Here is a 23,225-nt window from a genome sequence, read left to right as displayed (position 1 = left end):
CTCACCCTATCCCCAGCCCGTCAACACCAGCTTGCCAATCGTCCGCCCCGACTCAATCTGGGCGTGGGCCTGGCGCAGGTTGGCAGCGTTGATCGGCGAGAGCGTTTGCCCCAAGGAGGTGCGAATTGTCTTAGCATCGATCAGCGCCGCGACCTCGTCGAGCAGGTGGCCCTGGTCGGCCATGTCGGCGGTTTGGTACATCGAGCGGGTAAACATAAATTCCCAAGCAAAGGTAGCGCTTTTGCTCTTTAGCAGGTTGAGGTCTAGCGGGTCGGTGTTTTCGACAATGCCAACGATTTTGCCCTGAGGGCGAATCAACTCGGCCATCACGCCCCAGTAGGCATCGGTGTTGCTGAAGTTGGCAATGAAATCGACCTCGCGGTGGCCGAGCTGGGCCATTTCTTCGATCAGGGCATCGCTGTAGTCGACGCTGTAGTCAGCCCCTAGCTCTCTCACCCAAGCCTGCGACTGGGGTCGCGACGCGGTGGCAATCACCACCAGTCCAGCCAGTTTGGCCAGTTGAATGGCGATCGACCCCACGCCCCCGGCCCCGCCAATGATCAGAATCGTCTGGCCTTGGTGGCCGCCATTGCGATCAATGCCCAGGCGAGTAAACAGGGCTTCCCAGGCGGTGATAGTGGTCAGGGGCAGAGCGGCGGCCTCAGAAAAGGAGAGGGTTTGGGGCATAGCCCCAACAATGCGCTCATCCACCAGGTGAAACTCGGCGTTGGAGCCGGGGCGGGTGATGTCTCCGGCATAATAGACCGCATCGCCGGGCTTGAAGCGCGTCACCGCATCGCCGACGCTTTCCACCACCCCGGCGGCATCGTAGCCCAGCACCTTAGGATTATCTTCGACTTTGTCTTTGGGAGCGCGCACCTTGGCGTCTACCGGGTTGACAGACACGGCCTCTACGCGAACCAGCAGATCATGGCCGGTGGGGCTGGGCTTAGGCAGTCTGGCGTCAAAGAGCGATTCTGGGTCGCCAATGGGCAAATAGTGGGTGAGGGCAACAGCTTTCATAGGGAATTGAGCGCTCGCTGCGCGCAGATGCAGAGCAAAGGGTCCGTCCTTAGGATAAGCCGGTTTTTAGGGGGCTAAGGTTTGAAGTCCGCCAGTCATCGACTGGAATAGTGATTCGCAAAGCCTCTCCGTTGGCACAGGCGCTTTAGAGCAAAACTAACTAGACTGAGCTTGAAAGGGCGGAAAAGGGCGATCGCCCTATCTCCTAAGGCTGATTTACCGAATCTTTTGGGAAATAAGCCCAAAAAGGGGGAACAATAGCCCGGTGCTGATGGTCTCGTAACCAAAAGCGCAGCGTTTCTCCCATAGGTTCCCGTGCATTTACCACTTGGCTCGGCTAAACATCAAACCCCATTCCCAGGGTTTTGCGAATAATTTGCCCCAAGCTGTTGGTTCTACCGGAGATGCTTCGGTAGAGCAACCCGTTTCTATAGCGCTGCCTCTGACTCGCTCTAGCTAGTTTTGGGGCCATTTTGCTATGGATAACGCCCATTTCTATTGTCCTTCTATTGACTCTGTTAACACCCCGCTTTTCTAGGAATCACTGAGTATGAGCACCGTACTGAATCTATCTGCCAAGACCACTGCCTTCGTGGCCCTGGGTTCTGTAGCGTTTATGGGGTTGGCGCTGCCTGCCACCGCCCAAACCGCCGAGTTTACTGATGTTGGTTCGGGCTACTGGGCGCGGCCCTTTATTGAGACCCTTGCCGCTGAGCAAATCATTGCCGGGTTCCCCGACGGCACCTTTCGCCCCGACCAGCCGGTGACCCGAGCCCAGTTTGCCGCCATTGTGCGCAATGCCTTCGACCAGCCCCTCGATCGCACCGCGCCTCGCTTCAGCGATGTCTCTAGCAACTACTGGGCTAGCGCTGCGATCGCAGACGCCTACGGCCAGGGCTTTCTCTCGGGCTATCCCAACGGCGCTTTCCAGCCTGAGCAGCAAATTCCTCGGGTGCAGGCCCTAGTTGCTCTGGCCAACGGTCTCGACTACAGCCCTCGGGGTTCTGTCAACGAAGTGTTGGGCGTCTACCGCGATCGCGGTCAAATTCCTAGCTATGGCGAAGGGCCGGTAGCGGCTGCCACCGAAAACCGACTGGTGGTCAACTACCCCAACGTAGACACCCTGCAGCCCCAGCGCACCGCTACCCGGGCTGATGTGGCGGCCTTTATCTACCAGGCACTGGTGGCTCAGGGCCGCGTGCCCGCGCTGCAAGCTGGGCAAAACGCCAACAGCTATATCGTGGGAGTCGGCACTGGCACTGGCACCGGTACAGGTACTGGTACCGGCACTGGAACTTCCACCAGCTCGCCCCGCCTAGTACCCAGCGGCACTGAGCTAGCAGTGCGCTACCCCAACAACAGCGCCGATGTGGATATTGTGGTAGCCCCTGGCCAAACCGTTGCCACTAGCCTGCAAACTACCGAGCCAATTCGCAATAGCCAGGGTCAAGTGCTGGTTCCTGCGGGCAGCACCATCGTGGGCCGTATCGTGCCGGTAGAAATTCGTGGTTCCTCAATCACAGCTGCTAAGTTTGTCGCCGACAACCTCACGATCAACGGCCGCACCTACAGCGTCAACGCCGAGTCCAGCGCGATCGCTGCCACCAACAGCGTCAGCGGCGGCAGCCTGCAAGGGGCACTAATTACCGGTGCAGCCGAATCGATCCTAGGTAGGATTACCGGCAACAGCGGCTTGGGTAGCGTGGTTGGGGCCGTCATCAACGGCGACAACCAGGTGACCTCTAACAGCGCGGTAGTGGTCATTAGCCCCAGCGATCTCGACCTCACCCTGCGCTCTGACCTGACGGTAGACGCGATCGTCAACTAATAGGCTTGAAAGCCTATTAGTTGTTGGTTCAGTAGATTACAAAGTCCCCGCAGCCCACCCTGCGGGAAGCAAGCTACACCCCCCTCCCCTCTCCTCTCTGGGAGAGGGGAAGGGAGCCGGAAGCAAAATTCAAAGTCCCTCTCCCAGCTTGGGAGAGGGATTTAGGGCGAGGGCTAGATTACTGCAAGAAAGGCGTGTTTGTGATCTACTGAGGCCAACGCGTCACCCAATCGATGAGAAACCTTGACTTCCAGTCTTGACACTTTACTAGAGCGACTTCGCAGCTGGACTGCTTACCCAAAACTGTGAATTGCCAGCCAAATGCAGGGCGGCTCGCTGCTAGTGAAATCGACCCGGTGACGCCTGCGAGCGGGTATGAGCACATAGTCTCCTAGCCCCAGTACTAAAGAAGCGCCATCCTCGTAGGTGAGGGTGGCGCTTCCCTGTAGCAGGACAACCCACTCATCCTGGCTTTGGTCGTACCACTCGTCGGGGGGTGTGGTCTGCCCGATCGAGAGAATGCGCTCAATCCGCAGCTGGGGCGTTTCAAACAGGGCGGTAAACAATTCCGCCGTCGGTAACGGATCGGGCAGCTGAAACAGATTGCCGGACTGTGGCACGGGGGGCATAGCGGACCCGAGACAGCTTAGTTAATCGTGCAGCTGTCTTGGTCGCAGGTGACTTTAGACGCCACCGCACTCTCGGGTACCACGGTGAACCCGCCCACGCTAACGCCCTCTACTCCGTACTGCTCTCGCAGCACTTGATTAAAGCTGGCAATAATTTCTGGCAGCTGCTGCTCCAGCACAGAGCGCACCTGATCGGCCTCGGGGGGCGGGGTACCAACGGTTTCTACAGGCATAGGTTCAAATGGGTAAGGTATGGACTCATTGTAGGGTGACCCGAAATCTCCAACCTCGTTTGCTTCACGGCTCTACATATAGAAGCGATTTGGCTAAGTTTGTCCTTGCTAAGGCGCTACAAATCTATCTGAGTCTTACTCGTTAGGCACAAAGCTACAGGAGCCGTTGCCGTTTGTAAGTTGCGATGATCGACTGCAAAGCTCTTTGTCGGGCGATCGAACATAGACCCACTGCCCCTGCAAGTTCAGCGCTACCTGGTTGGTCACAGCGTTAAACGCCAGAGCAGCATCACCCGCAGAAACGATATCGGTATAGCCGCGATAGACCTGATGGCACGGCCCCAGCGATCGGCAGCTGAGCAGCATCAGGTCGCCGTAGTTGTCATCGAGGGGAAAGGCCACATACACCGTGCGATAGGTAACACTCCAGGGCGCGATGTCCTGTTTAGCCTGGGGAGCATAGCCTGCTAACAAGGCCGGCAGCAAAGCCACCAGCAAAAGGACGCCTGTGACCAACAGCCAGACCACTTTTGCTGCGCCCCGCCGAGCACTCTGTCGCCAGCTTAGGTTAAAGCTTAGGAGCAGCAGCAGACAGAGGGCCAAGCCACCTACTATCAGCAAAACAATCACGGCAAGCAGGGTCAGCAGCGCGATCGCAAAGAGTTTGCTGTAAACCCAAGCCAACCCATGAATGCCGGGTACAGCCCCCCCAACAAAGGGTAAATACCCCAGCCAGCCCAAAGCGGCAAGCATGGCCCAACCCAGCAGTAGAGTTCTCCATCTAGGGCGACGGGTGAAGCGCTGACCCAGGGCGTGAGCCGCAGGTTTGCTCGCAGGCATGTTGTGGCTAGACATAGGGGCAGATGGCTATAACGCTACCCCAGAGTGGCCTAACTCAGACTCCGCTGTCATCGGCGACAGCAAAATACTGTCGAAACGGGACAGGTACAAACGAGCCGATGCGATTCCCGAATACCGCAGGCTTCACGCTGCACTTCCCAACCTTCGTACCCCATGACCCTGAGCGCTGCTCTGGGCAGAGTAGGCCCTAGCTCTCCCTGCTGAGGGAGAATTGTTTAGCAAAAACCCGTGCCTAAAAGACCTGTGATATTCTCAGGGGAATGGTGGCGCAATGCCAGAATTATCCAGTTTTCAGCCCTTTTAACCCTATGACGTTAACTCGACGGTGGTTTAGCCAGGCCTGCCTGGGGGTAGCGACAGCGCTGGTGGCAGTGGCCTGCGGCGGTGGCGGTGATGGCGGAGGTGGCGGTGATGTTGTCAGCGTCGGCTCAAAAGATTTTACCGAGCAGCTGATCATCGGCGAGATGTACGCCCTGGTGCTTGAAGAAAACGGCCTAACCGTTGAGCGCAAGCTCAACTTGGGGGGCACTCCGGTGGCCCAGGCCGCGATCGAGAGCGGCGAAATCGACCTCTACCCCGAGTACACCGGCACCGCGCTACTCACCGTCCTCAAGCAGCCGGTCAGCAGCGACCAGCAAGAGGTTTTCGACACCGTCAAGCAGGCTTACCAAGAGCAATTTAACCTGGTGTGGCTCGACCCCTCACCAATGAACAACACCCAGGCCCTGGCCATGACCGAGGAACGAGCCGAGGCCTTGGGCATTCGCACGATCTCCGACTTCGCCGCCCAAGCCAGCGACCTCACCCTGATTGGGCCACCAGAGTTTGAGGCGCGCGAAGACGGTCTTCCCGGTCTGCAAGAGGCCTACGGCGATTTTTCGGTCAAAGAATATAAGGCTGTAGATGCGGGTCTGCGCTACAAGGGGCTGGTGGATGGCGAGGCCGACGTGGCCGTGGCCTTTGGCACCGATGGCGAAATCAGCGCCTTTAACCTGGTGGTGCTCGAAGACGACAAGGGGCTGTTTCCGCCCTATCAAGTGGCACCCATTGTCAGCCAGGCAGCGTTGGATGCTAACCCTGCGATCGCTGAGGCCCTCAATCAGGTTTCGCCCCTACTCAACGACGAGGTCATGCGCCAGCTCAACTACGAGGTCAGCGGCAACCAGCGTGAACCGGCAGAAGTAGCGCGCGAATTTTTGGTCGATGCGGGTCTAGTTTCAGAGTAGCTCCCTAACGAGAAGCCCCCCAAGAAAAGCCATGAGCAACCTCCAGTTTGACGATGTTTCGCTGCGGTTTGCTGGGGGTGCCCGCCCGGCCGTGAACCGGGTGACCTGCCAGGTCAGTTCGGGCGAGATTGTGGTGATCTTGGGGCCTTCGGGCTGTGGCAAAACCACGCTGCTCAAGATGGTAAACCGCCTTTACGAACCTACTGGCGGCAACATCTTTCTCGACGAGACAAATATTCGCCAGCTGAAGGCGACCAAGCTGCGGCAGCAGATCGGCTACGTAATTCAGCAGTCGGGGCTGTTTCCCCACATGACGGTGGCCGACAATGTGGCGGTGGTACCCAAGCTGCTGGGCTGGCCCAAACCCAAAATTCAGGCCCGCATCGATGAGCTGCTGGACTTGGTAAAGCTATCGCCGGGAGAATTTCGCGATCGCTACCCCGCTCAACTTTCTGGTGGACAGCAGCAGCGGGTAGGCATTGCTCGAGCGCTGGCGGGCAACCCCGCCATCATGCTGATGGATGAGCCCTTCGGAGCGATCGATGCGATCACGCGCACAGCCTTGCAAGACGAGATTTTGCGCCTCCAAGGCCAGCTTAAAAAGACAATTCTGTTTGTCTCCCACGATGTGGAAGAGGCCCTACGCCTGGCCGATCGCATCTTGATCATGCGCCTGGGCGAAGTGGTGCAGTTCGACACTCCCTTTAACCTGCTGACTAAACCCGCTGATGAGTTTGTGCACACTCTGCTAGGGGCCGACGACATGGTGCGCCAGCTGGGTCTGCTGCGGGTGGGTTCGGCGATGATGGCGCTGCCGCCCAACTACAGCAACGGCCACAACCCCACCCTCTCCCACCTAGATAGCCTGCGGGATGCGCTGTCGCTGATTCTTAAAACTGGGGCACCGGCGCTGACAGTGCTAGAAGGGGGCAACCCGGTGGGTCTGCTCACCCTCGACCACATTCGCGAGTCGGCGGTGAACGGGCGATGAGCTATCTGCTGAGCAACCCTGGCGACGTGCTGACTCTGCTGCTGCAACACCTGCGGATGACAGGGATTGCGCTGGGCATTGCGATCGCCCTATCGGTTCCCCTCGCCCTGCTGGTCTCGCGCCTGCGCTGGCTGGCGGTGCCCGTGCTCGGCGGGCTGGGGGTGCTCTACACCATCCCCAGCCTGGCGCTAATTATCTTTTTGGTGCCGCTGTTTGGCCTCAATGCCACCTCGGTGATCGTGGCCATGGTGCTCTACACCCAGGTGATTTTGGTGCGCAACCTGACGGTGGGGCTGGCGGGCATCAACCCGGCGGTGCTAGAAGCGGCGCGGGGCATGGGCATGAGCGTGGCCCAGCGCTGGTGGCGGGTGCAGGTGCCGTTGGTGCTGCCGGTGTTTTTGGCCGGGGTGAGAATTGCGGCGATCGTGGCCATTGCGATCGCCACTATTGGGGCCAAGTTCAACGCTGGCGGTCTAGGCAAGCTGCTGTTTGATGGCATCCAAACTAGTCGCTATGACAAGATTGTGGCGGGTGCGATCGCGGTAGCAGTTCTAGCTCTGGTGATCAACGGGCTGCTGCTGGCCCTAGAGCACTACGCCCAACCCCAGCGACGACTCAAGCAGTGAGTAAGACAGTAGTTACGGCTAGCGAAGCCACTGTTCGTATAACTTACTTTGAAAGGACAATTATACGGCAACTGTCGGCATAAAAGTTGTCAGCTAATACATTAAGAAATTTTCTCTGATAGCTTTGATCGGATTAAGGATACCTCTTTAGAGATTTAGAAACTGTCTAATTTCTTGTGCAGTTACTTGATGCTTTTTCTCTGCATCATGTCCACCATCACCAGAACGAGTTAAGGGCAAAGAATATCCCTCGCGCATCTTGATCAGCAAGCGGAAGTAATGAGTTGTAACCCGTTTTTCTCCTCTACATCCTTCCTCTAAAGAAACATCAGAGTTTTGTTCCACATAAACATCGACGACATCTTTGAGTGGAATATCAAAACTCTCTGTTTTTGCACCTAAAAGTTTCTGATGATGAACGCTGATTAGGTCTTTTTGCTTATCAAAGTAGACAATCGTTACTCCTCCACATTGTTGTAGAAACAACAACCCGCCAAGGATCATCAGTACAGCGGAAAATAAAGGAGCCAGGTTTTCAAGACGGATTGAAAACAGGAGGAAAATACCTAAACCGATGATAAAGCCAGCTGTGATTCTGATACCCAGGGAACTTATATATAGCGTTAAGCAGTAAGGTGACCGCCGAATAAGCATTAGTCTATAGAGAAATAGTATTCTCAGTATGCCCGCGTGCTTTAATTGTCTTGCATAGTGCCAGCCAACCAATCGCTGAACCGGAACGCAGTATAAGTCTGATTGAGTGGTAGAGTTCGCTGTCGTCCGGTTAGCTCAGCCGTTATGCGACTACCACGCCATGTATTTTCCTGACCTGACACCATACGAATACTACGTCGAGGAAGGCGAGCCACCTGCTCTTAACATCGGGTGGCTCGACGCGGAGCACGAGTTCACCAAAGAGACTCCACCACTGGGTTTCTTAGACCGTCTTCGGCTTTTATCTCGCACTCGCGTGAAGCAGATGCGGGGGTTCGAAGTTTGCCCATTTTGTCCCGAGCTTCACTCACTGCTGACATCAGGAAACTGGACCGAGCAGGACCAGGCGTTGTATCACTCATGTTTTGAAGACGGGCGTTTTAGTTCTGCCGAGATTCGTGTCATGGGACTGAATGGTCGCATTTACGCCTCACCCGTCATGATCCTGCATCACGTCGAGGCTCATGACTACCTTCCACCCAAAGAGTTTGTTGATGCAGTTATGCAGACGGCTCCGTGACCAACAATGACATCGCCTGACCATGCGCTGCAGCGAACCCAGCTACAGCGGTGCGGTTGCGATCGTTGCGTTCCGTGCGCCGGGTCGCTAAGCTTGGGTCGTTAGACTTCAAAGCTGTTTACTTAAAAGTAGCTGGAAGGCATTGGAATGAACTCATTGATTCTCCCAATCTGAAATCTAGTTTCAACAAGTGGTCGATAACAACGCGCAGATAACATTCGGTCTTAACTCATAAGACAAGAAAAATGACACTGTTTGATCCAGCTAGACACTATCCACTCTTGCAGCTCGATTGGGAGCCGAATGCGGTTCAAGAAGCAATTTGTGCGATCGCCCGTGAAACCATTACTCAACTGCAAACTATGCCGTTGTTGAATGGGCACCCGATGGACGATCAAGCATTTGGCAGCGACCTATATTTTGGTAAAGCTGGCGTTCTATGGGCGATCCAGTATCTGCAAACAGTTGGAGCAATTGACTCAACCATTGATGTCACGACTCATCTCAATGAGTCATTAGAACAAAATCAGCAGCGTTATCCCAAAGTCAGTCCCTATCCCGAGCAGTCGTCTTATTTGTTTGGAGAACTGCCACTACTGCTGCTGCAGTATAAATTATCTCCCTCAGAAGACAAAGCCATCCAAATTTTGCAATCGATTCATAAGAATGACCCCCAGCCCGTTCGAGAGCTGATGTGGGGCATAGCCGGGTCGATGCTAGCGGCTTACTTTATGTATCAGTGGACGCAAGAATCAAGATGGCAAGAGGTTTTCAAACTGCAAGCAAGTTTACTGCTACAGGAGTGGCAACCTGTTGGTGAAATTGGATACCTGTGGACAATCGACTTGTACGGTGGCCAACAACAGTGGTTGGGACCTGTACATGGCTTTGCCAGTAATTTAACACCATTGCTTGTCGGACAGTCCCTATTAACCAATGAGGAATTTCAAGACATCTCAACCCAAGCGATGATAACTGTGATTCAAACCGCAGTGACGGACGATGGCGCAGCAAACTGGCCAGCTATTTACGACAAAGCCCATACTCGTCAAGCTCCAAACTTAGTGCAATACTGTCATGGAGCGCCCGGAATGGTGACGGCTTTGGCAACGCTACCAAGAGGGGTCAATGAGCAATTTGATCGCATTTTAGAGCAAGGTGGAGAGCTGACTTGGCAAGCAGGTCCATTAAAGAAGGGATCAAATCTGTGTCATGGTACAGGGGGTAATGGCTACGCATTTCTCAAGTTGTTTACCCGAACTGGCAATCAGATGTGGCTCGATCGCGCTAGAGTCTTCGCGATGCATGCAATCGAACAGTACCAACTGTCGCAACAACTCTATCGACAGCTGCGCTATCCCCTCTGGACAGGAGACCTCGGTCTAGCAATATATCTGTGGGACTGCTTGCAAGCACAATCTCAGTTTCCTACGATCGATATTTTCTAGTGCTGTTTTAGCAACCCTATAATCGAAGGCAGCGTATTCCACAATTATCAAACACAGCTTGATCAGATCTAGAAAAGTAGCTTTCCCTTTCAGTTATTGGGCAGTTTAATATGCAGAAACTTCATCAACACTGACAGCTAAACTTATTGTGCATTCGCTGCATGTCTGGTTGTGTGACTAGAAACGTTATCTAGGCAGAACTCACCTAGGACTGCTAAATCCATCAAGCTAAATTAACCTTAAACCGATCGCACTCCTGGAGGCTGCGCAGCTCGCTGCACTGCACTCAACCCTACCTCCACCAGCAGCGCCAGCAGCGCCACCGGCACCGCCCCCACCAGCAAAATCGCCGGATCGTAAGCGGCGAACCCCAGTACAATAAACGCTCCTAACCCACCCGCTCCCACAAAGGCGGCCAGAGTAGCGCTGGCGATCACCTCCACTGCGGCGGTTTTGATGCCAGCAATCACCACTGGCAGCGCCAGGGGAATTTCGACCGTTTTGAGAATGTCGCCGGGGGGCATGCCCATGCCCGTTGCCGCCTCGCGAATGGCGGGGCTGATATTGCGAAAGGCCACGTCGGTGCTGATCAGAATGGGCGGCATCACCAGCAGCGTCAGGGCCAGCACCGCCGACCAAAAGCTCAGCCCCAGCACGGGCACCGCCAAAAACAGCACCGCCAGGCTAGGAATCACCCGCAGGGCATTGAAGCTATTGAGCATGACGGTAGAGATGAGGCGCGATCGCGCACTCCACAACCCCAGCGGCAACCCCACCAGTAGCCCAATCGCCAAGGGCACCGCCACCAGCAGCAGGTGCTGTTGCAGAGCGGTAAGGATGCGATCGCTATTATCTAGCGCATATTGGTAGGCGTTTTGCAGCATAGGACAGACCTAGGGCATTACTGCCCCTACATTACCCCGAGTTTGTGACCAGGAAAGTTCCACGGAACATTACCCAAGGCGCTGCTCGGTATTGCCATCGAACCAGTGGATTGACTCGGGCGGCAACGCCAGCTTCAGATTTTCCTTGCTCCAGGCGGCATCGGCGGGTAGCAGCGCCCGCAGAGTCAGGGTGGGGTCGCCCTGCACCCGCAGGCTGACTAGGTCGTGCATGCCCAGGTTTTCCACCAGAAACACCTGTCCGCTGACGGTGTGAACATCGCCCTCGCGGGGCAGCCGCAGATGCTCGGGGCGAATGCCTAACACCACAGAGGTCGCCTGGACTCCAACCGGCAGCGGTATGGCAAAATCACCCAAGGCAACAGTGTTGCCGGTGCGGCTAAGAGTAACGAGGTTCATCTGAGGGCTGCCGATGAAGCTAGCCACAAACCGATTGGCTGGGGTTTTGTAGATATCGTGGGGGTGGCCTAGCTGTTGCAGATAGCCGTTGTTGAGCACCGCCACCTTGGTTGAAAGGGTCATGGCCTCGGTCTGATCGTGGGTGACGTAGACAATAGGTGATTTTTGGTCAGCAAAAATCTGCTTGAGGTCGGCCCGCACCTGCTCGCGCAGTAGGGCATCTAGGTTACTCAGGGGTTCGTCGAGCAGAAACACGTCGGGGTTGCGCACTAGGGCGCGGGCCAGGGCCACCCGCTGGCGCTGCCCACCCGAGAGTTTCGCAGGCTTGCGATCGAGCAGCGGGTCGAGGCCCAGCACCTCAGAGACTTCCTGCACCCGCTTTTGAATGTCGCCCGCCGGCAGATGGCGCAATTTGAGCCCCGAAGCCACATTGTCGCGCACCGTCATGTGGGGATAGAGAGCATAGCTCTGGAAGACCATGGCAATATTGCGATCGCCCGGCGGCAGTGGGCTAACATCGCGATCGCCAATCATCACCCGCCCCTCCGTAGGCTGATCCAGCCCCGCAATCAGCCTAAGAATAGTGGACTTACCACAGCCCGATGGCCCCACCAGGGTCAAAAACTCGTTATCTTCCACCACCAAATTGAGCTGCTTCACCGGCACAATGTCGCGGCTATAGGCTTTGGCGAGATTTTGGAGTTCGAGTTTAGCCATGATCGTAGAGGTAGGTGGGTGGGAGTGTGGGTGGGTGGGAGCGTGGATGAGTGGGAGTGTGGATGGGTGGGAGCGTGGATGGGTGAGGGAGTGAAGTTGTTGAACTCATTTACCCATCCACCCGCCTACCCGCCTACCCATCTACCCGCCTACCCATCCACCCATCTACCCCTTAACAGAGCCAGAGGTGAGGCCTTGCACAATGCGGCGCTGGAAGAACAGCACCAGCAGCACTAGGGGTAGGGTGCCGACTACGGTGGCGGCGGCTAGAGGACCGTAGGGCACTTCAAACAGAGTGGTGCCACCGAGCTGGGCGGCGGCGACGGGGATGGTTTTCATGCCCTCGCGAGTCATGAAGGTCAGGGCAAACAGGTACTCATTCCAGGCGAAGATAAAGGCCAGAATGCCAGTGGTGATTAGGGCAGGCAGGGTCATGGGCAGCACGATGCGCCAGAGCATTTGCACCGTGTTGTAGCCATCTACGCGGGCCGAGTCCTCCAGGTCTTTGGGCAACTGCTGAAAAAAGCTGCGCATGACCAAAATCGTCAGGGGCAGGTTGATGGCGGTGTAGGGAATGATCAGCGCCAGGTAGTTGTTGGCGAGGCCAAAGGCGCGCACAAGTTCGAGCAGGCCCAGGAACAGCAAAATGTAGGGAAACAGGGTCACCACCAGCACGATCGCCAAAATCACCTGCTCCCCTGGAATCCGCAGGCGGGCTAAGGCGTAGGCCGCCGGAGATCCGAGCGCCAGGCACAGCACCGTGGAGACGATCGCCACTAGAGCGCTGTTGAACATGTAGACGTGGAACTGATTGAGTCGAAACAGATCCGCATAGTGGGTCAAAGTGAGCTGGCCGAACCCCGGCAGGTAGACCACTGGGGTCTGGGTGATGGCCGCATTGGTCTTGAACGAGGTCAGCACCTGCCACAGCACCGGCGCCAGGCTAAAGATGACGGTGAACGCGATCGCCAGCCACAGCAGCACCCGCATCCAGGGAATGCTGCGCTCGGGGGTCTGGGGAGGGGCGGTAGTTTGGGGGACGGTGGTCATGGAGGGTGGATGGGTAGGGGGTGGATGGGTAGGGCAGGCTAACGTGTTTGCTCCTGGAGGAACTCGACCACGGTTACTCGGTCTTAGCTCGGAGTCGGGAGATGTATAGCCAGCTCAGGCCTACCACCGCCACCAGCACCAAAAATGTCACCGTCACGAGGGCGGCCCCATAGCCAAAGTCCAAATACCGCATGACAGCGGCGTAGATGTAGATCGATACCGTCTCTGTGGCTCCGCCGGGGCCACCACCGGTCATCACCTGAATTAGGTCAAAAATGCCAAAGGACTGGGCAAAGCGAAACAGCATGGCAATTACAATCTGCGGCGCAATTAGCGGCAGCGTAATTTGCCGAAAGCTTTGCCAGGGGCTAGCCCCATCTAGAGCGTGGGCTTCGTACAGATCCTGAGAAACCGACTGCAGCCCCGCCAGCAGCAAAATCGCCACAAAGGAGGTCGTCTTCCAGACATCGGCAGCAATTACCGCCACCATGGCCCAAAAGGGTTCTCCCAGCCAGTTCACCGGGTTGTCGATCAGATGCAATCGCATCAGCATGTCGTTCCAGACGCCAAACTCGGTATTAAAAATCCAGCGCCAGGCCAGGGCAATTAAGGCGGTGGGCAACGCCCAGGGCAGAATAGCGATCGTCCGCGCCAGGCCCCGCCCGCGAAAAGCCTGATCGAGGGCCAGGGCAATGATCAATCCCAACCCCAGCTCAAAGACCAGCGTAAACAGGGTAAACACAGCCGTATTCCGCATACTCTGCCAGAAGCGACCGTCCCCCACCATCAGCCCGTAGTTGTCTAAGCCGCTAAACACTGGCTCTAGGTTGGTGCTGAGGTTCTCAGTAAAAAAGCTCAGCCAAAAAGTCCTCAAAATCGGAAAGGCATAGACCAACAGCAACACCAGCAGCGCTGGCAACATTAGCAGCCACCCTGTCCGCCGTTCCCGCTGCCGAATATAGTCCTTAGCCATTAGCCCTCGTCCCCATACTCATTCACCCATCCACCCCCTACCCATCCACCCTTCTACCCCTCTACCCCCAACACCCGCCGACTCTCACCCGCTGCCGCCCGCATGGCATCTTCAGCCGTCATTTGGTCACTGATGGCCGCGCTCAGATAGCGTTGCAGAATGTCTGAAACCTGGGCGTATTGACCGACAGGAGGGCGAGGTACCGCCGTTTCTGCCACTTCTAACAGCTGCGCGTAGTGAGGAAACGTCGCCAGCACGTCTGGATCGGTGAACAGGGCGCGGCGGCTAGGCACATAGGCAAACTCGGTGATGAAATCTTTCATCGGTTCAGGGCTAGTAAAAAATTTCACCACCCGCCAGGCTTCCTCGGGGTGAGGAGTGGTCGACGAAATCCCAAAGCCCCAGCCTCCTAAGCAGGCAGCGGGCTGCTGGCCTGCGGCATGCACCATGGGCTTGAGGGCAATCTTACCGGCTACAGGCGTGCCCTCGCGGTTGGCCTCGGCCCAGGCGTAGGGCCAGTTGCGCAAAAAGGCCACATTGCCGTTCTGAAACTGGCGGAGCGAATCTTCCTCAATGTAGTTGGTCACACCGGGGGGAGAAATGCGTTGGTCAATCAGGCCCTTCATAAACTCCACGGCCTGCACCCCAGCGGGCTGATCTAAGCCCACTTCTAGGGTGGTGGGGTCAATCCAAAAACCGCCGTAGCCAGCGATAATTTCGACAAAATTAGTGACTAAACCCTCGTACTGCAAGCCCTGCCACGTAAATCCCCAGTCCACGTCGGTCTGGGCTTGGATGGTCTCGGCGGCAGCAATCAGGTCGTCAAAGGTCTCGGGCGGTTCGAGCCCGACCTGGTCGAGCAGGTCGGTGCGGTAGTAAAGCATGCCCATGTCGGAGCGAAATGGCATGCGGTAGAGGCCACCTTGGTAGAGGCCAGCGGCCACGTCGGCCGGCAAAAAGTCGGACAGATCGGCTTCACTGACGCGGTCCGACAGGTCTATTAGCCACCCGGCAGCGGCAAACTTGGGAATCCAAACGACGTCTGAGAAGAGGATGTCGTAGGGCGAGTCGCCCAGCAAAAAGGAGGTGGTGTAAAGGTTTTCGACGGCGTCGGCAGCGTTGGGGCCGCGCACCATCTCGATGCGAATATCGGAGTTTTCGGCCATAAACTGCTCAGCCAAGCCCTGCATTTGGTCGGCTTCCACCGCTCGCAGCAAAAAGGAGATAGTGACCGGCTGCTGTGACCAGACATGGGCACCGACCAGCACCGTAGCGGCGATCGCAACCAACGCGAACAAAAATCGGCTAAGACGCACCCGACCGCGTCTCAGAAAGGGAAACCGGTATTCACGCAAAATTTAAGCCCGGAAATCGAACGTTCCCGGGCTACCCAACTAATATTCCACTGATTCAAAGTCGAAGCTGAAGTTTCGACAGGACCAACCCAGGTCTCCTCATAAAACCGGAATGCTAGTAGCCCAACCTCTACCTAGGGAAAGATTTTCTCTTTAGGTATGACCTAAGGCCGCGCCGGACTGGGCTGGGGTGCAGGCTGGAGCGGCGAAGCCGGTTCTTGGGACGGCGCAGTCGGCTCATTGGGAAACAGTGGCGAGGTCGGCGATTGGGGCTGGCTGCCGGGTTGACCAAAACCAGGCGGCAGCTGACCCTCGGGAGTCTGCTGAGGAAACCCTTCAGGGAGCTGAGCTGGATCGTCACCAGGGGCAGCGTCCTCTGGCCCAAGGGTGGTATCGGCAGGCAGGGTGGCGAGGGCGACGCGATCGCCCCCTACAGCCCGCAGCTCATCAAGCACCACGACCACATCTTCGTAGCGCGCATCACGAGCGGCATAGAGCACAATCAGCCCACCGGGGTTGACTTGGTTAAACTGACCCAGCACATCTCTGAGCAGCTCGATGGGCACAGGCTGCTGGTCAAGATACACTTGGCCGAAGCCATCGATGCTGACGTAGAGGCGATCGGCCCCCTGACCAACCTGTCCGGGCAAAGGTTGCCCCGTTTGGGCCGTAGGCAAGTCTAAGTCGATGGCCTGCTGCCGAGTCAAACCCACCGCCGCCAAAATGAAGAACGTCAGAATGCAAAAAATCACGTCGATCAGCGGCACAATCTCGATGTGCACATCCCTGGAGGGATTGTCGAGCAGATCTATTTTCATAGTGAGGGGTTCTCCGCAGATGGCGTAGCATCGAGCACAGAGGAATTTGGCTCAACCAGGGCGTCTGCGGGCACCGGCACCGGCACTGGCATGGGCGACACCCCGTGGAGATGGGCCCAGCTCTGCCGGTAAAGCAGCTCTAGCTCGCTACCCGCTTGGCGGAACATCTTGGCTTGGCCAAACACAAACCCCTGAAACAACCGATAAAAGGCTAGGGCGGTAATAGCAATAATCAGGCCGGTAGCGGTACTAATCAGCGCCTCGCTGATACCCAACGAGGTACCTGCGGTGGCATCCCCGCTGCCCAGGTCAGTAATTTGAATAGAACTTAAGGAGTTGATCAGGCCCAACACGGTACCCAACAAGCCCAGCAAAGGGGACAGGGTAGCAACGGCCTCAAGAATTTTTTCGCCCCGGCTCATAGCCAGCAGTTCTTCGTTGGCCGAAGTTTCTAGGGCCAGACGAAACACTTCTGGATCGGGGGATTGCAGTTTGAGGGGAGCCGACAAAAACCGCCCCATAGGCAGTGCCGCAGAGCGATAAGAGATATCGGCCGCCGCCGCCCAGTCGCGACGGGCGGCCTCCAACACACGCCCAGACACCTCGCGTTCGCGGGTCAAAATGCGCGACCAAAACCAGATGCGCTCCAAAATGGTGCCCACAGCCAAGATTGAGAGTAGGAGCAGCGGCCACATGGCAGGACCGCCACGGGCAAATAGCTCAGGTATATTCACTAAAGATCCTCCTGTCACCACCGGACCGGGCTGTCAAACGAGACAGAGCGACCTCTTTCCGGCAAAGCATAACAATTGTAGTGACTTTGGGGACGCTTCAACAGTTTCAGGTCGATTCATATCGAGGGCATCCCGTCACGACATTTTAGGCAGAGCATCCAAGATCAAATCTGCGGTGCGCTGGCAAACGCCGGGTGGCCCCAGCTCTTCGCGCATCTTGGCGTAGCCTGCCCGCATGGTCTGGCGAGCGGTTTCGCTGTGCAGCAGTTCTAGAGCCGCAGCGGCGATCGCCTCGGGGGTCGCCTGCCACTGCAAAAATTCGGGCACGACGGGCTGGTTGACCACCAGGTTGACCGGCGACACGTAGGGCACGTCAAACTTCAGCAAGTAGTGGGCAATGCGGGCGCTGAGAGGGTGAATGCGGTAGGCCACCACTTGAGGCACATCCATTAGGGCAATTTCGAGGTTGGCGGTGCCCGATTTGGTGATGGCGACATCGGCGGCGGCGATCGCTCCCTGGCTGCCCTCGTCAATCACTCGACCATTTAACCCATGGGCGGCTAGCCCCTGCTCAAAATTGGCCTGCAACGCCGGAATCGACACCGGCAGCAAGAACGTGACCTTGGGGCACTGGGCCTGGATGATCTGCGCGGCCTTGAGCAATACCGGCATGAGATATTTCACCTCCTGCTGCCGGGAGGCGGGCAGCAGCGTCACCACCGGGGTATCCAGCGGCAGACCTAACTGCTGACGGGCAGCGGCCTGGTCGGCGGGGCCAGGGTAGCGATCGACCAACGGATGGCCAACCCAGGTAGTGTCAGCCCCAAATCGTTGAAAGTAGTCGGCTTCGGCTTTGAAGATGGCCAGCATGCGATCGCTGCACTGCACCAACTTGCGGGTGTCATTTTCAGAAAAGGCCCACACCCACTGTTGCGGGGCAATGTAGTAGATCACCGGCACCTGGGGATGATGGGTTTTAAGGTAGTTGCCCATCACCAGGTTGGGGTTCATGTAGTCGATCAGCACGGCAATGTCGGGCGGCTGGGCATCGAGCGCCGCCTTGGCCACCCGCTGCAGACGCAGGGTCGGCACCAGGTAGGGCAACGCCTCAAAAATGCCCACCGAGCCAATGCCCGTGGTTTCGCCCACTAGCTTGGCCCCCGCTTTGGCCATGCGGGGGCCACCCAAGGCCGAGATCTCTAGGCTGAGGTGGCGATCGCGCGCCCGTTGCATCAACGCCTCAATCAATAGCGCCCCCTGCAAATCGCCCGACACCTCGCCGGTGCTGATAAAAATCCGTCGCCGAGTGAGGTCAGCCATTCCCTACGCGGCTCCCCAACTACTCATCATCGCTGTGCTTGTTGCGGCGGCGGCCGGGAGTCAATCCGCGGCGATCGGGCTGCTGGGCGGCCCGCAAGAACTCACTAAAGTGCCGCACCAAGTCGTTCGACTCATCCTGATTGAGTTTGCTCACCGCTTCACTGAGCGATATGCCCGAACGATAGACCAACCGATAGGCCTGCTTCAGTTCACGATAGGCCTGGGGGTCAGCGGTGAGACCCGCTCGCTGCAAGCCGATCTGATTGAGCCCCCGCACCTCAGCCGGATTGCCGTTGACCAGGGTAAAGGGCGGCACGTCGCGATCGATGCGGCTGAGCCCGCCAATCATCACCAGCCGCCCAACCCGCACAAACTGGTGAACGCCTACCATGCCGCTAATTCGCGCACCCGACTCCACATACACGTGGCCAGCCAGCGCTACTGAGTTGGCGAGAATGACGTGATCCTCAACCACGCAGTTGTGGGCCACGTGGGAGTAGGCCATCAGCAGGCAATTGCTGCCCACTAGGGTCACTGCCCCGGCGTCGGTAGCTCGGTTAATGGTGACGTATTCCCGAATCAGGTTGTTGTCGCCAACCACCACCCGACTCATCGAGCCGTCGTACTTGAGATCCTGCGACTCCAGACCAATGGCCGCCCCAGGAAAAATTCGGTTTTGGGACCCAATTGTTGTTTGGCCATCAATCACTGCGTGAGCGCCAATTTCGGTGCCAGGGCCAATGCTTACCTGCTCACCAATCACCGCATAGGGGCCGATCTTGACGCTGGGGTGCACCTGAGCACCCTCGTGAACCACTGCTGTGGGATGAATCAGGGTAGTCAATGGCCCGCCTCCAAAACCCAGAGATTGCAACGTAGACACATGGTTTTCCTATTTCCCCTGGGGAGTTGTTGCCGGCTCCACCACAGAGAACATTAGCTCACCTTCGCAGACCAGTTGCCCATCAACCTCAGCCCGACCCCGCATTTTGCCAAACCGCTGCCGCTTTAGAGCCAACAGTTCTACGGTCATTACCAGCTGATCCCCAGGCACCACAGGGCGACGAAACCGCACCTTGTCAATGCCGGCAAACACGCACAACCCCTGAACTCCTGGGATCTGCATCAGCACAATGCCACCCACTTGGGCCATGGCCTCGACAATCAACACCCCTGGCATAATCGGGTGCCCCGGGAAATGCCCCTGAAAGTGAGGCTCGTTGAACGTGACATTTTTAATGCCAATGGCATGCTTGGCTGGAACATAGTCGACAATGCGATCGACTAGGGCAAAGGGATAGCGGTGAGGCAGCAGGGCATGGATCTCTTCAGCGCTATAGCTAGTCTTGGGAACCGCCATCGGTTCCGCCGCTGAAGCAGCTTCAACGCCGTCCAAGGTCGTGGTCAGGGGGCTCGATGCAGTTGCGTCAATCACAATAGGTGAGTCAGTACAGTAAGGTGCAGCAGGCAAATATGCCTAGATTGATTTTGCCACTAGAGGGTGCCATAAACGAGAGCCGGTACTAGCGCCGCCGCTAACTCACCGTGGAGACGGTGGCTCGCCTTGTAGGCCACAATATGGGCCGTGGGCAAACTGCCCAACAGGCTCAGATCGCCAATCAGATCCAGCATTTTGTGGCGAGCCGGTTCGTTCTCAAACCGCAGGGGTGGATTCAGCCAGCCCTCTTCACCGCACACTAGAGCGTTGTCAAGGCTACCCCCCTGGATCAAACCACTGGCGCGCAGCTGCTCGATTTGGTGGGCCAGACCAAAGGTGCGGGCTGGGGCAATGGTGGTGGCAAATCCATCCAGGCCAAAGGGTTCGGCACTGGGTGACCAGCTAAACCACTGATTGCCAATCGCTGCCACCTCAAAGTCAATGCCGTAGGTATACCGTGCTACTGAAGCCGGAAAAGCGGCGACAAAGGCATCACCCTGGTGAATTGTCACCGGCTGTTCTAAATGCGCTACAGTGCGAGGTGCCTCAAGCTCTTGCCGCCCCGCCTGGCGAATGGCCTCTACCCAGCCCAGGGCTGACCCATCCAGCAAGGGCACCTCTGGGCCAGTAATATCAATGCGAACGTTGTCAATGCCCAACCCCACTAGGGCCGCCAACAGGTGCTCGATCGTGCGTACCGCAGCCTCCCCTTGGCAAAGCTCTGTCGATAGCACAGTTGGGTTTACCGCGGCGAGGCTAGCAGCCACCGAGGGTTGGCCCGGCAGATCGGTGCGAACAAAGAAACGCCCTTGGCCGGGTGCCGCTGGCCTCAAGGTAACCGTGGTCGCAAGGCCCGAATGGAGGCCTATGCCCTGCCGGTCTACCACAGTGGCCAAGGTAGTTTGCCTGGCGGCTATGCCCCAGCTTGACTGGGTCGATCGCTCTGAGTCAAGACCTGTTTGCACCATTAAAAGCGCTCTCCAAACCCGAAGTGGATGCGGCCCTCGCCCTGATTGCTAAAGCCGTAGTCAACCCGCAGAGGACCCAGGGGAGTCGAAACCCGTACCCCAGCTCCATAGCCAATGCCGCTGCCGGGCTTACCCCGTGACGGACCAGGGGCACCGGGTACGGCATTGCCGCTGCCCAGGTCACTGCCAACATCTAGGAATAAAGCACCGCCCAAAAACGAAAACAGCGGAAAGCGATATTCGGCGGTGAATTGAGCATAGCTACGTCCACTCCCCACTTCGCCTTCGTCATAACCGCGAATGGAGTTGGTGCCGCCTAGAGTAAACGCCTCATAGGGGGGTAATTCGCCAATAATGGTGCCCGCCTGAAAGTTGAGGGCCAATGCCTGGGGGCCTTCAGCAAAGTTCAGCAGTCTGAGGGGAATGTAGTAGCTATAGCTTCCCCGCAGCCGATTCATCAAGATGCTGCCCCGCCCTAGGGGTACCGACTGCTCGGTGTTGAGCCGCAGAACGCTGCCGCTGGTGGGGTTGAAGGCATCATTGCGGCGATCGAGAGTAGCACTGACAGGGAATGTCCAGAGGTCATCAACCCCACGACTGCTTGCCGTCAGGGGGTTGCCAGCGGCGTCTACAGCATTGACCCTACCATCGGCATCGCGAGCCGACACGTTTTGAATCAAAGTGCCTACCGCCACCGTCCAACCATTATCAAAGGGACGACTAAAGGTAATGCCGGTGCCCAGGCGGCGAATGCGCACCTGATCGCCGTTAGCTAGGTTGATGGGGTTAGGGCCGTCCTCAAAATTGAGGTTGTTGGCTGAGCGAGCAAAGGCGTTAACAGTGTAGGAAGTCCGGAAGGGATCACCCGCAATCCAAGGGTCCGTAAATGACACGTCAAACAGAATGTCTCGGGTGCTGAGCTGAGCCTCAGCGCTGAATTTTTGGTTGTTGCCGCCAAAGTTGTCCTGGCGGAAGCTCACCGTACCGAAGAGATCGCCAGTAAAGTTAAAGCCTAGACCAGCCGCTACAGAACCAGTGTTGCGCTCAGATACGTTGACAATCAGCTTAACTTTGCGCGGGTCGTCTTCGGCAGGTTCTAGCCCGGGTACCACATCCTCAAAAATTCCCAGGCCAAACACCCGCTGAAAATCTTGCTCAATGCGGGCTTGGTTGAACACTTCACCGGGCTCGGTCTCAAACTCGCGGGTAATGATAAAAGGCCGAGTCCGCCCCCGCACCGGATTGCCCTCCTCGTCAACAGACTGACCCAGGTCGTTGATATAACGCACCTCGATGCTTTCAATTACCCCTTCTGCTACCTCTAGGGTGACGACCCCGTCGGGTGAGACTTGGGGAGCGGCGACCACCTGGGCTAGCACGTAACCCTGGTCTTGGTACCACTGGTTGAGCTCTAGAATTCCTTCCTGAAAGTCAATCAGGTTGATGATCTCACCCTTTTGTTCGTCGAAAATATCATCGACGATGGTTTGGGGCAGGACTTCGTTACCCTCCAGCCGCACGTCGGTGAGCACCGGGTTGGGCTGCACCAAGAAGGTGACTCGCACCCCTAAATCAGTGTCTTCGGGCTGGGCATCGACATCGGCGAAGTAACCGGTGGCAAAAATGCTGTTGATGTCTTGCTGAAGCTGGGTACGGGTAGTTGTGCGCCCGGCTTGGGTTTCAATTACGCTGTAGATCAAGTTCTCAAGGGACGGATCGAGTTCGCCTTGATTGGGTTGCACCTGAACTTCGGCGACTAGAACTCGGGGCTCTTCAACCTCTGCGGCTGGTTCTTCAGGAGCTTCTTCAGCAGGCTCGTCGGCTTCCTCATCGGCGGGTGTGGCTTCAGGAGTCTCGGGTTGCTCTTGCGTGGGGGCTGGCTGGGGCTGGCTACGGCGCTGCACGGCTCCATCTAAAATGCGCTGGGCCTCTTCGGGGCTGATTTCACGCTGGGTGCTGGGGGTTTGAGCCAGCTGAGCACTCTCTAGCTGGGCACTCTGTTCAACACTAGACTCTGAGCTAGTGGCGGGCGAGAGGGCAGTGGCAGCATCTGCGTCGGCCTCACCTTCAACAGAACGGTAGCCGTCGATCGCACTCTGGAGGTTTTCGGCGACTGGGCTAGGGCCGAGGTCGGGCTGAACCTGGTCAAAGTCGATAGTGCTGGCGGGATCGGAGATACCTATAACAGGCTCAGCCAGGGCATCAGCACTTTGGCTATAGCCTGGTTCGAGGGTCTCCGAGGGTTCAGCTGCGGAGGAATCTGCCTGCACGACAAATTCTAGGGCGACTGGATCGGCGTGGGCCGGGGCAGCAATCAGCCCTACCAGCCCAGAGGTGGCCAACACGGCCAATAAATAATTAGGAGAAACCCGCATCTAAACACACCTGCTAAACACGTCCACACACCAATCAAGGACCCTCTCCCGGGCTGAGAGCCAGGGAAAACTGCCCT

Annotated in this window: 23 protein-coding genes; 6 read left to right on the top strand and 17 right to left on the bottom strand. The window is 57.1% G+C overall.

Annotation, left to right across the window (positions count from 1 at the left end; translation table 11 throughout):
* Positions 1-6: 6 nt before the first annotated feature.
* Complete coding sequence (locus NC979_RS08035; RefSeq protein WP_190514622.1) at positions 7-1,023, bottom strand: zinc-binding alcohol dehydrogenase family protein; 1,017 nt, start codon at positions 1,021-1,023, stop codon at positions 7-9.
* 550 nt (positions 1,024-1,573) lie between these two features.
* Between NC979_RS08035 and NC979_RS08030 the strand changes: the two genes are divergently transcribed.
* Complete coding sequence (locus tag NC979_RS08030; RefSeq protein ID WP_190514621.1) at positions 1,574-2,851, top strand: S-layer homology domain-containing protein; 1,278 nt, start codon at positions 1,574-1,576, stop codon at positions 2,849-2,851.
* 293 nt (positions 2,852-3,144) lie between these two features.
* Here NC979_RS08030 and NC979_RS08025 read toward each other — a convergent pair whose 3' ends face one another.
* From NC979_RS08025 to NC979_RS08015, 3 genes are all read right to left on the bottom strand, one after another.
* Positions 3,145-3,480, bottom strand: coding sequence for a cupin domain-containing protein (locus NC979_RS08025; protein WP_190514620.1), 336 nt, complete (start codon positions 3,478-3,480; stop codon positions 3,145-3,147).
* A gap of 17 nt (positions 3,481-3,497) precedes the next feature.
* Entirely contained in the window at positions 3,498-3,713 is a 216-nt protein-coding gene (locus NC979_RS08020; RefSeq protein WP_190514619.1) for a hypothetical protein, read from the bottom strand.
* Positions 3,714-3,848: 135 nt separating this feature from the next.
* On the bottom strand, positions 3,849-4,568 hold the full coding sequence (locus NC979_RS08015) for a hypothetical protein (RefSeq protein WP_190514618.1): 720 nt from the start codon (positions 4,566-4,568) through the stop codon (positions 3,849-3,851).
* 314 nt (positions 4,569-4,882) lie between these two features.
* Here NC979_RS08015 and NC979_RS08010 point away from each other — a divergent pair, with 314 nt between their 5' ends.
* From NC979_RS08010 to NC979_RS08000, 3 genes are read left to right on the top strand one after another with little or no spacing between them, the layout of a single operon-like run.
* The gene (locus tag NC979_RS08010; RefSeq protein ID WP_190514617.1) at positions 4,883-5,800 is read left to right on the top strand and encodes a glycine betaine ABC transporter substrate-binding protein; all 918 of its coding nucleotides are present in this window, start codon (positions 4,883-4,885) and stop codon (positions 5,798-5,800) included.
* Positions 5,801-5,831: 31 nt separating this feature from the next.
* Positions 5,832-6,791 (top strand): ABC transporter ATP-binding protein, encoded by a 960-nt coding sequence (locus NC979_RS08005; RefSeq protein WP_190514616.1) that lies wholly within the window; start codon positions 5,832-5,834, stop codon positions 6,789-6,791.
* On the top strand, positions 6,788-7,417 hold the full coding sequence (locus NC979_RS08000; protein ID WP_190514615.1) for an ABC transporter permease: 630 nt from the start codon (positions 6,788-6,790) through the stop codon (positions 7,415-7,417). The genes NC979_RS08005 and NC979_RS08000 overlap by 4 nt, the downstream gene beginning before the upstream one ends.
* A 147-nt stretch (positions 7,418-7,564) precedes the next feature.
* Here the strand turns inward: NC979_RS08000 and NC979_RS07995 are convergent, their stop codons facing one another.
* Positions 7,565-8,071: a hypothetical protein gene (locus NC979_RS07995; protein WP_190514614.1), complete on the bottom strand. Its 507-nt coding sequence runs from the start codon at positions 8,069-8,071 to the stop codon at positions 7,565-7,567.
* Positions 8,072-8,231: 160 nt separating this feature from the next.
* Between NC979_RS07995 and NC979_RS07990 the strand changes: the two genes are divergently transcribed.
* Both NC979_RS07990 and NC979_RS07985 read left to right on the top strand, forming a co-directional pair.
* Complete coding sequence (locus NC979_RS07990; protein WP_190514613.1) at positions 8,232-8,651, top strand: DUF7919 family protein; 420 nt, start codon at positions 8,232-8,234, stop codon at positions 8,649-8,651.
* Between the two features lie 245 nt (positions 8,652-8,896).
* On the top strand, positions 8,897-10,099 hold the full coding sequence (locus NC979_RS07985) for a lanthionine synthetase C family protein (protein WP_190514612.1): 1,203 nt from the start codon (positions 8,897-8,899) through the stop codon (positions 10,097-10,099).
* 239 nt (positions 10,100-10,338) lie between these two features.
* Here NC979_RS07985 and NC979_RS07980 read toward each other — a convergent pair whose 3' ends face one another.
* The 12 genes from NC979_RS07980 to NC979_RS07925 form a co-directional block, all read right to left on the bottom strand.
* A complete protein-coding gene (locus NC979_RS07980; protein WP_190514611.1) occupies positions 10,339-10,983 on the bottom strand; it encodes an ABC transporter permease in 645 nt (214 codons plus the stop codon).
* Between the two features lie 69 nt (positions 10,984-11,052).
* Positions 11,053-12,117: an ABC transporter ATP-binding protein gene (locus NC979_RS07975; protein WP_190514610.1), complete on the bottom strand. Its 1,065-nt coding sequence runs from the start codon at positions 12,115-12,117 to the stop codon at positions 11,053-11,055.
* 165 nt (positions 12,118-12,282) lie between these two features.
* A complete protein-coding gene (locus NC979_RS07970; protein ID WP_190514609.1) occupies positions 12,283-13,167 on the bottom strand; it encodes a carbohydrate ABC transporter permease in 885 nt (294 codons plus the stop codon).
* Positions 13,168-13,240: 73 nt separating this feature from the next.
* Positions 13,241-14,140, bottom strand: a complete 900-nt coding sequence (locus NC979_RS07965) for a carbohydrate ABC transporter permease (RefSeq protein ID WP_190514608.1) — start codon at positions 14,138-14,140, stop codon at positions 13,241-13,243.
* A gap of 53 nt (positions 14,141-14,193) precedes the next feature.
* Positions 14,194-15,438 carry an ABC transporter substrate-binding protein gene (locus tag NC979_RS07960; protein ID WP_242023783.1) on the bottom strand — a complete coding sequence of 415 codons (1,245 nt, stop codon included), beginning with the start codon at positions 15,436-15,438 and terminating at the stop codon, positions 14,194-14,196.
* A gap of 221 nt (positions 15,439-15,659) precedes the next feature.
* Positions 15,660-16,313, bottom strand: coding sequence for an ExbD/TolR family protein (locus NC979_RS07955; protein ID WP_190514607.1), 654 nt, complete (start codon positions 16,311-16,313; stop codon positions 15,660-15,662).
* On the bottom strand, positions 16,310-17,047 hold the full coding sequence (locus NC979_RS07950; RefSeq protein WP_190514606.1) for a MotA/TolQ/ExbB proton channel family protein: 738 nt from the start codon (positions 17,045-17,047) through the stop codon (positions 16,310-16,312). The genes NC979_RS07955 and NC979_RS07950 overlap by 4 nt, the downstream gene beginning before the upstream one ends.
* 135 nt (positions 17,048-17,182) lie before the next feature.
* Positions 17,183-18,367, bottom strand: a complete 1,185-nt coding sequence (lpxB, locus tag NC979_RS07945; RefSeq protein WP_190514605.1) for a lipid-A-disaccharide synthase — start codon at positions 18,365-18,367, stop codon at positions 17,183-17,185.
* A 19-nt stretch (positions 18,368-18,386) separates the two neighbouring features.
* Complete coding sequence (gene lpxA / locus NC979_RS07940; RefSeq protein ID WP_190514603.1) at positions 18,387-19,211, bottom strand: acyl-ACP--UDP-N-acetylglucosamine O-acyltransferase; 825 nt, start codon at positions 19,209-19,211, stop codon at positions 18,387-18,389.
* 48 nt (positions 19,212-19,259) lie between these two features.
* Positions 19,260-19,802, bottom strand: coding sequence for a 3-hydroxyacyl-ACP dehydratase FabZ (gene fabZ, locus NC979_RS07935; protein WP_431191037.1), 543 nt, complete (start codon positions 19,800-19,802; stop codon positions 19,260-19,262).
* A gap of 59 nt (positions 19,803-19,861) precedes the next feature.
* Entirely contained in the window at positions 19,862-20,773 is a 912-nt protein-coding gene (gene lpxC / locus NC979_RS07930) for a UDP-3-O-acyl-N-acetylglucosamine deacetylase (protein WP_190514602.1), read from the bottom strand.
* Positions 20,773-23,148, bottom strand: coding sequence for a BamA/TamA family outer membrane protein (locus NC979_RS07925; protein ID WP_190514601.1), 2,376 nt, complete (start codon positions 23,146-23,148; stop codon positions 20,773-20,775). Before NC979_RS07925 ends, lpxC begins: the two co-directional genes overlap by 1 nt.
* Between the last annotated feature and the right edge of the window lie 77 nt (positions 23,149-23,225).

The organism is Leptolyngbya subtilissima AS-A7 (genome assembly GCF_039962255.1).
In the GTDB taxonomy this organism is placed as follows: Bacteria; Cyanobacteriota; Cyanobacteriia; order Phormidesmidales; family Phormidesmidaceae; genus Nodosilinea.
The sequence above is the reverse complement of the archived record's forward strand: the minus strand, read 5'-3'. Positions and strand labels throughout refer to the sequence as shown.

Coding starts and splice junctions, on each gene's coding strand:
- NC979_RS08035 (WP_190514622.1), bottom strand. CDS start 1,023: ATGAAAGCTGTTGCCCTCACCCACTATTTGCCCATTGGCGACCCAGAA.
- NC979_RS08030 (WP_190514621.1), top strand. CDS start 1,574: ATGAGCACCGTACTGAATCTATCTGCCAAGACCACTGCCTTCGTGGCC.
- NC979_RS08025 (WP_190514620.1), bottom strand. CDS start 3,480: ATGCCCCCCGTGCCACAGTCCGGCAATCTGTTTCAGCTGCCCGATCCG.
- NC979_RS08020 (WP_190514619.1), bottom strand. CDS start 3,713: ATGCCTGTAGAAACCGTTGGTACCCCGCCCCCCGAGGCCGATCAGGTG.
- NC979_RS08015 (WP_190514618.1), bottom strand. CDS start 4,568: ATGTCTAGCCACAACATGCCTGCGAGCAAACCTGCGGCTCACGCCCTG.
- NC979_RS08010 (WP_190514617.1), top strand. CDS start 4,883: ATGACGTTAACTCGACGGTGGTTTAGCCAGGCCTGCCTGGGGGTAGCG.
- NC979_RS08005 (WP_190514616.1), top strand. CDS start 5,832: ATGAGCAACCTCCAGTTTGACGATGTTTCGCTGCGGTTTGCTGGGGGT.
- NC979_RS08000 (WP_190514615.1), top strand. CDS start 6,788: ATGAGCTATCTGCTGAGCAACCCTGGCGACGTGCTGACTCTGCTGCTG.
- NC979_RS07995 (WP_190514614.1), bottom strand. CDS start 8,071: ATGCTTATTCGGCGGTCACCTTACTGCTTAACGCTATATATAAGTTCC.
- NC979_RS07990 (WP_190514613.1), top strand. CDS start 8,232: ATGTATTTTCCTGACCTGACACCATACGAATACTACGTCGAGGAAGGC.
- NC979_RS07985 (WP_190514612.1), top strand. CDS start 8,897: ATGACACTGTTTGATCCAGCTAGACACTATCCACTCTTGCAGCTCGAT.
- NC979_RS07980 (WP_190514611.1), bottom strand. CDS start 10,983: ATGCTGCAAAACGCCTACCAATATGCGCTAGATAATAGCGATCGCATC.
- NC979_RS07975 (WP_190514610.1), bottom strand. CDS start 12,117: ATGGCTAAACTCGAACTCCAAAATCTCGCCAAAGCCTATAGCCGCGAC.
- NC979_RS07970 (WP_190514609.1), bottom strand. CDS start 13,167: ATGACCACCGTCCCCCAAACTACCGCCCCTCCCCAGACCCCCGAGCGC.
- NC979_RS07965 (WP_190514608.1), bottom strand. CDS start 14,140: ATGGCTAAGGACTATATTCGGCAGCGGGAACGGCGGACAGGGTGGCTG.
- NC979_RS07955 (WP_190514607.1), bottom strand. CDS start 16,313: ATGAAAATAGATCTGCTCGACAATCCCTCCAGGGATGTGCACATCGAG.
- lpxB (WP_190514605.1), bottom strand. CDS start 18,367: ATGGCTGACCTCACTCGGCGACGGATTTTTATCAGCACCGGCGAGGTG.
- lpxC (WP_190514602.1), bottom strand. CDS start 20,773: ATGGTGCAAACAGGTCTTGACTCAGAGCGATCGACCCAGTCAAGCTGG.
- NC979_RS07925 (WP_190514601.1), bottom strand. CDS start 23,148: ATGCGGGTTTCTCCTAATTATTTATTGGCCGTGTTGGCCACCTCTGGG.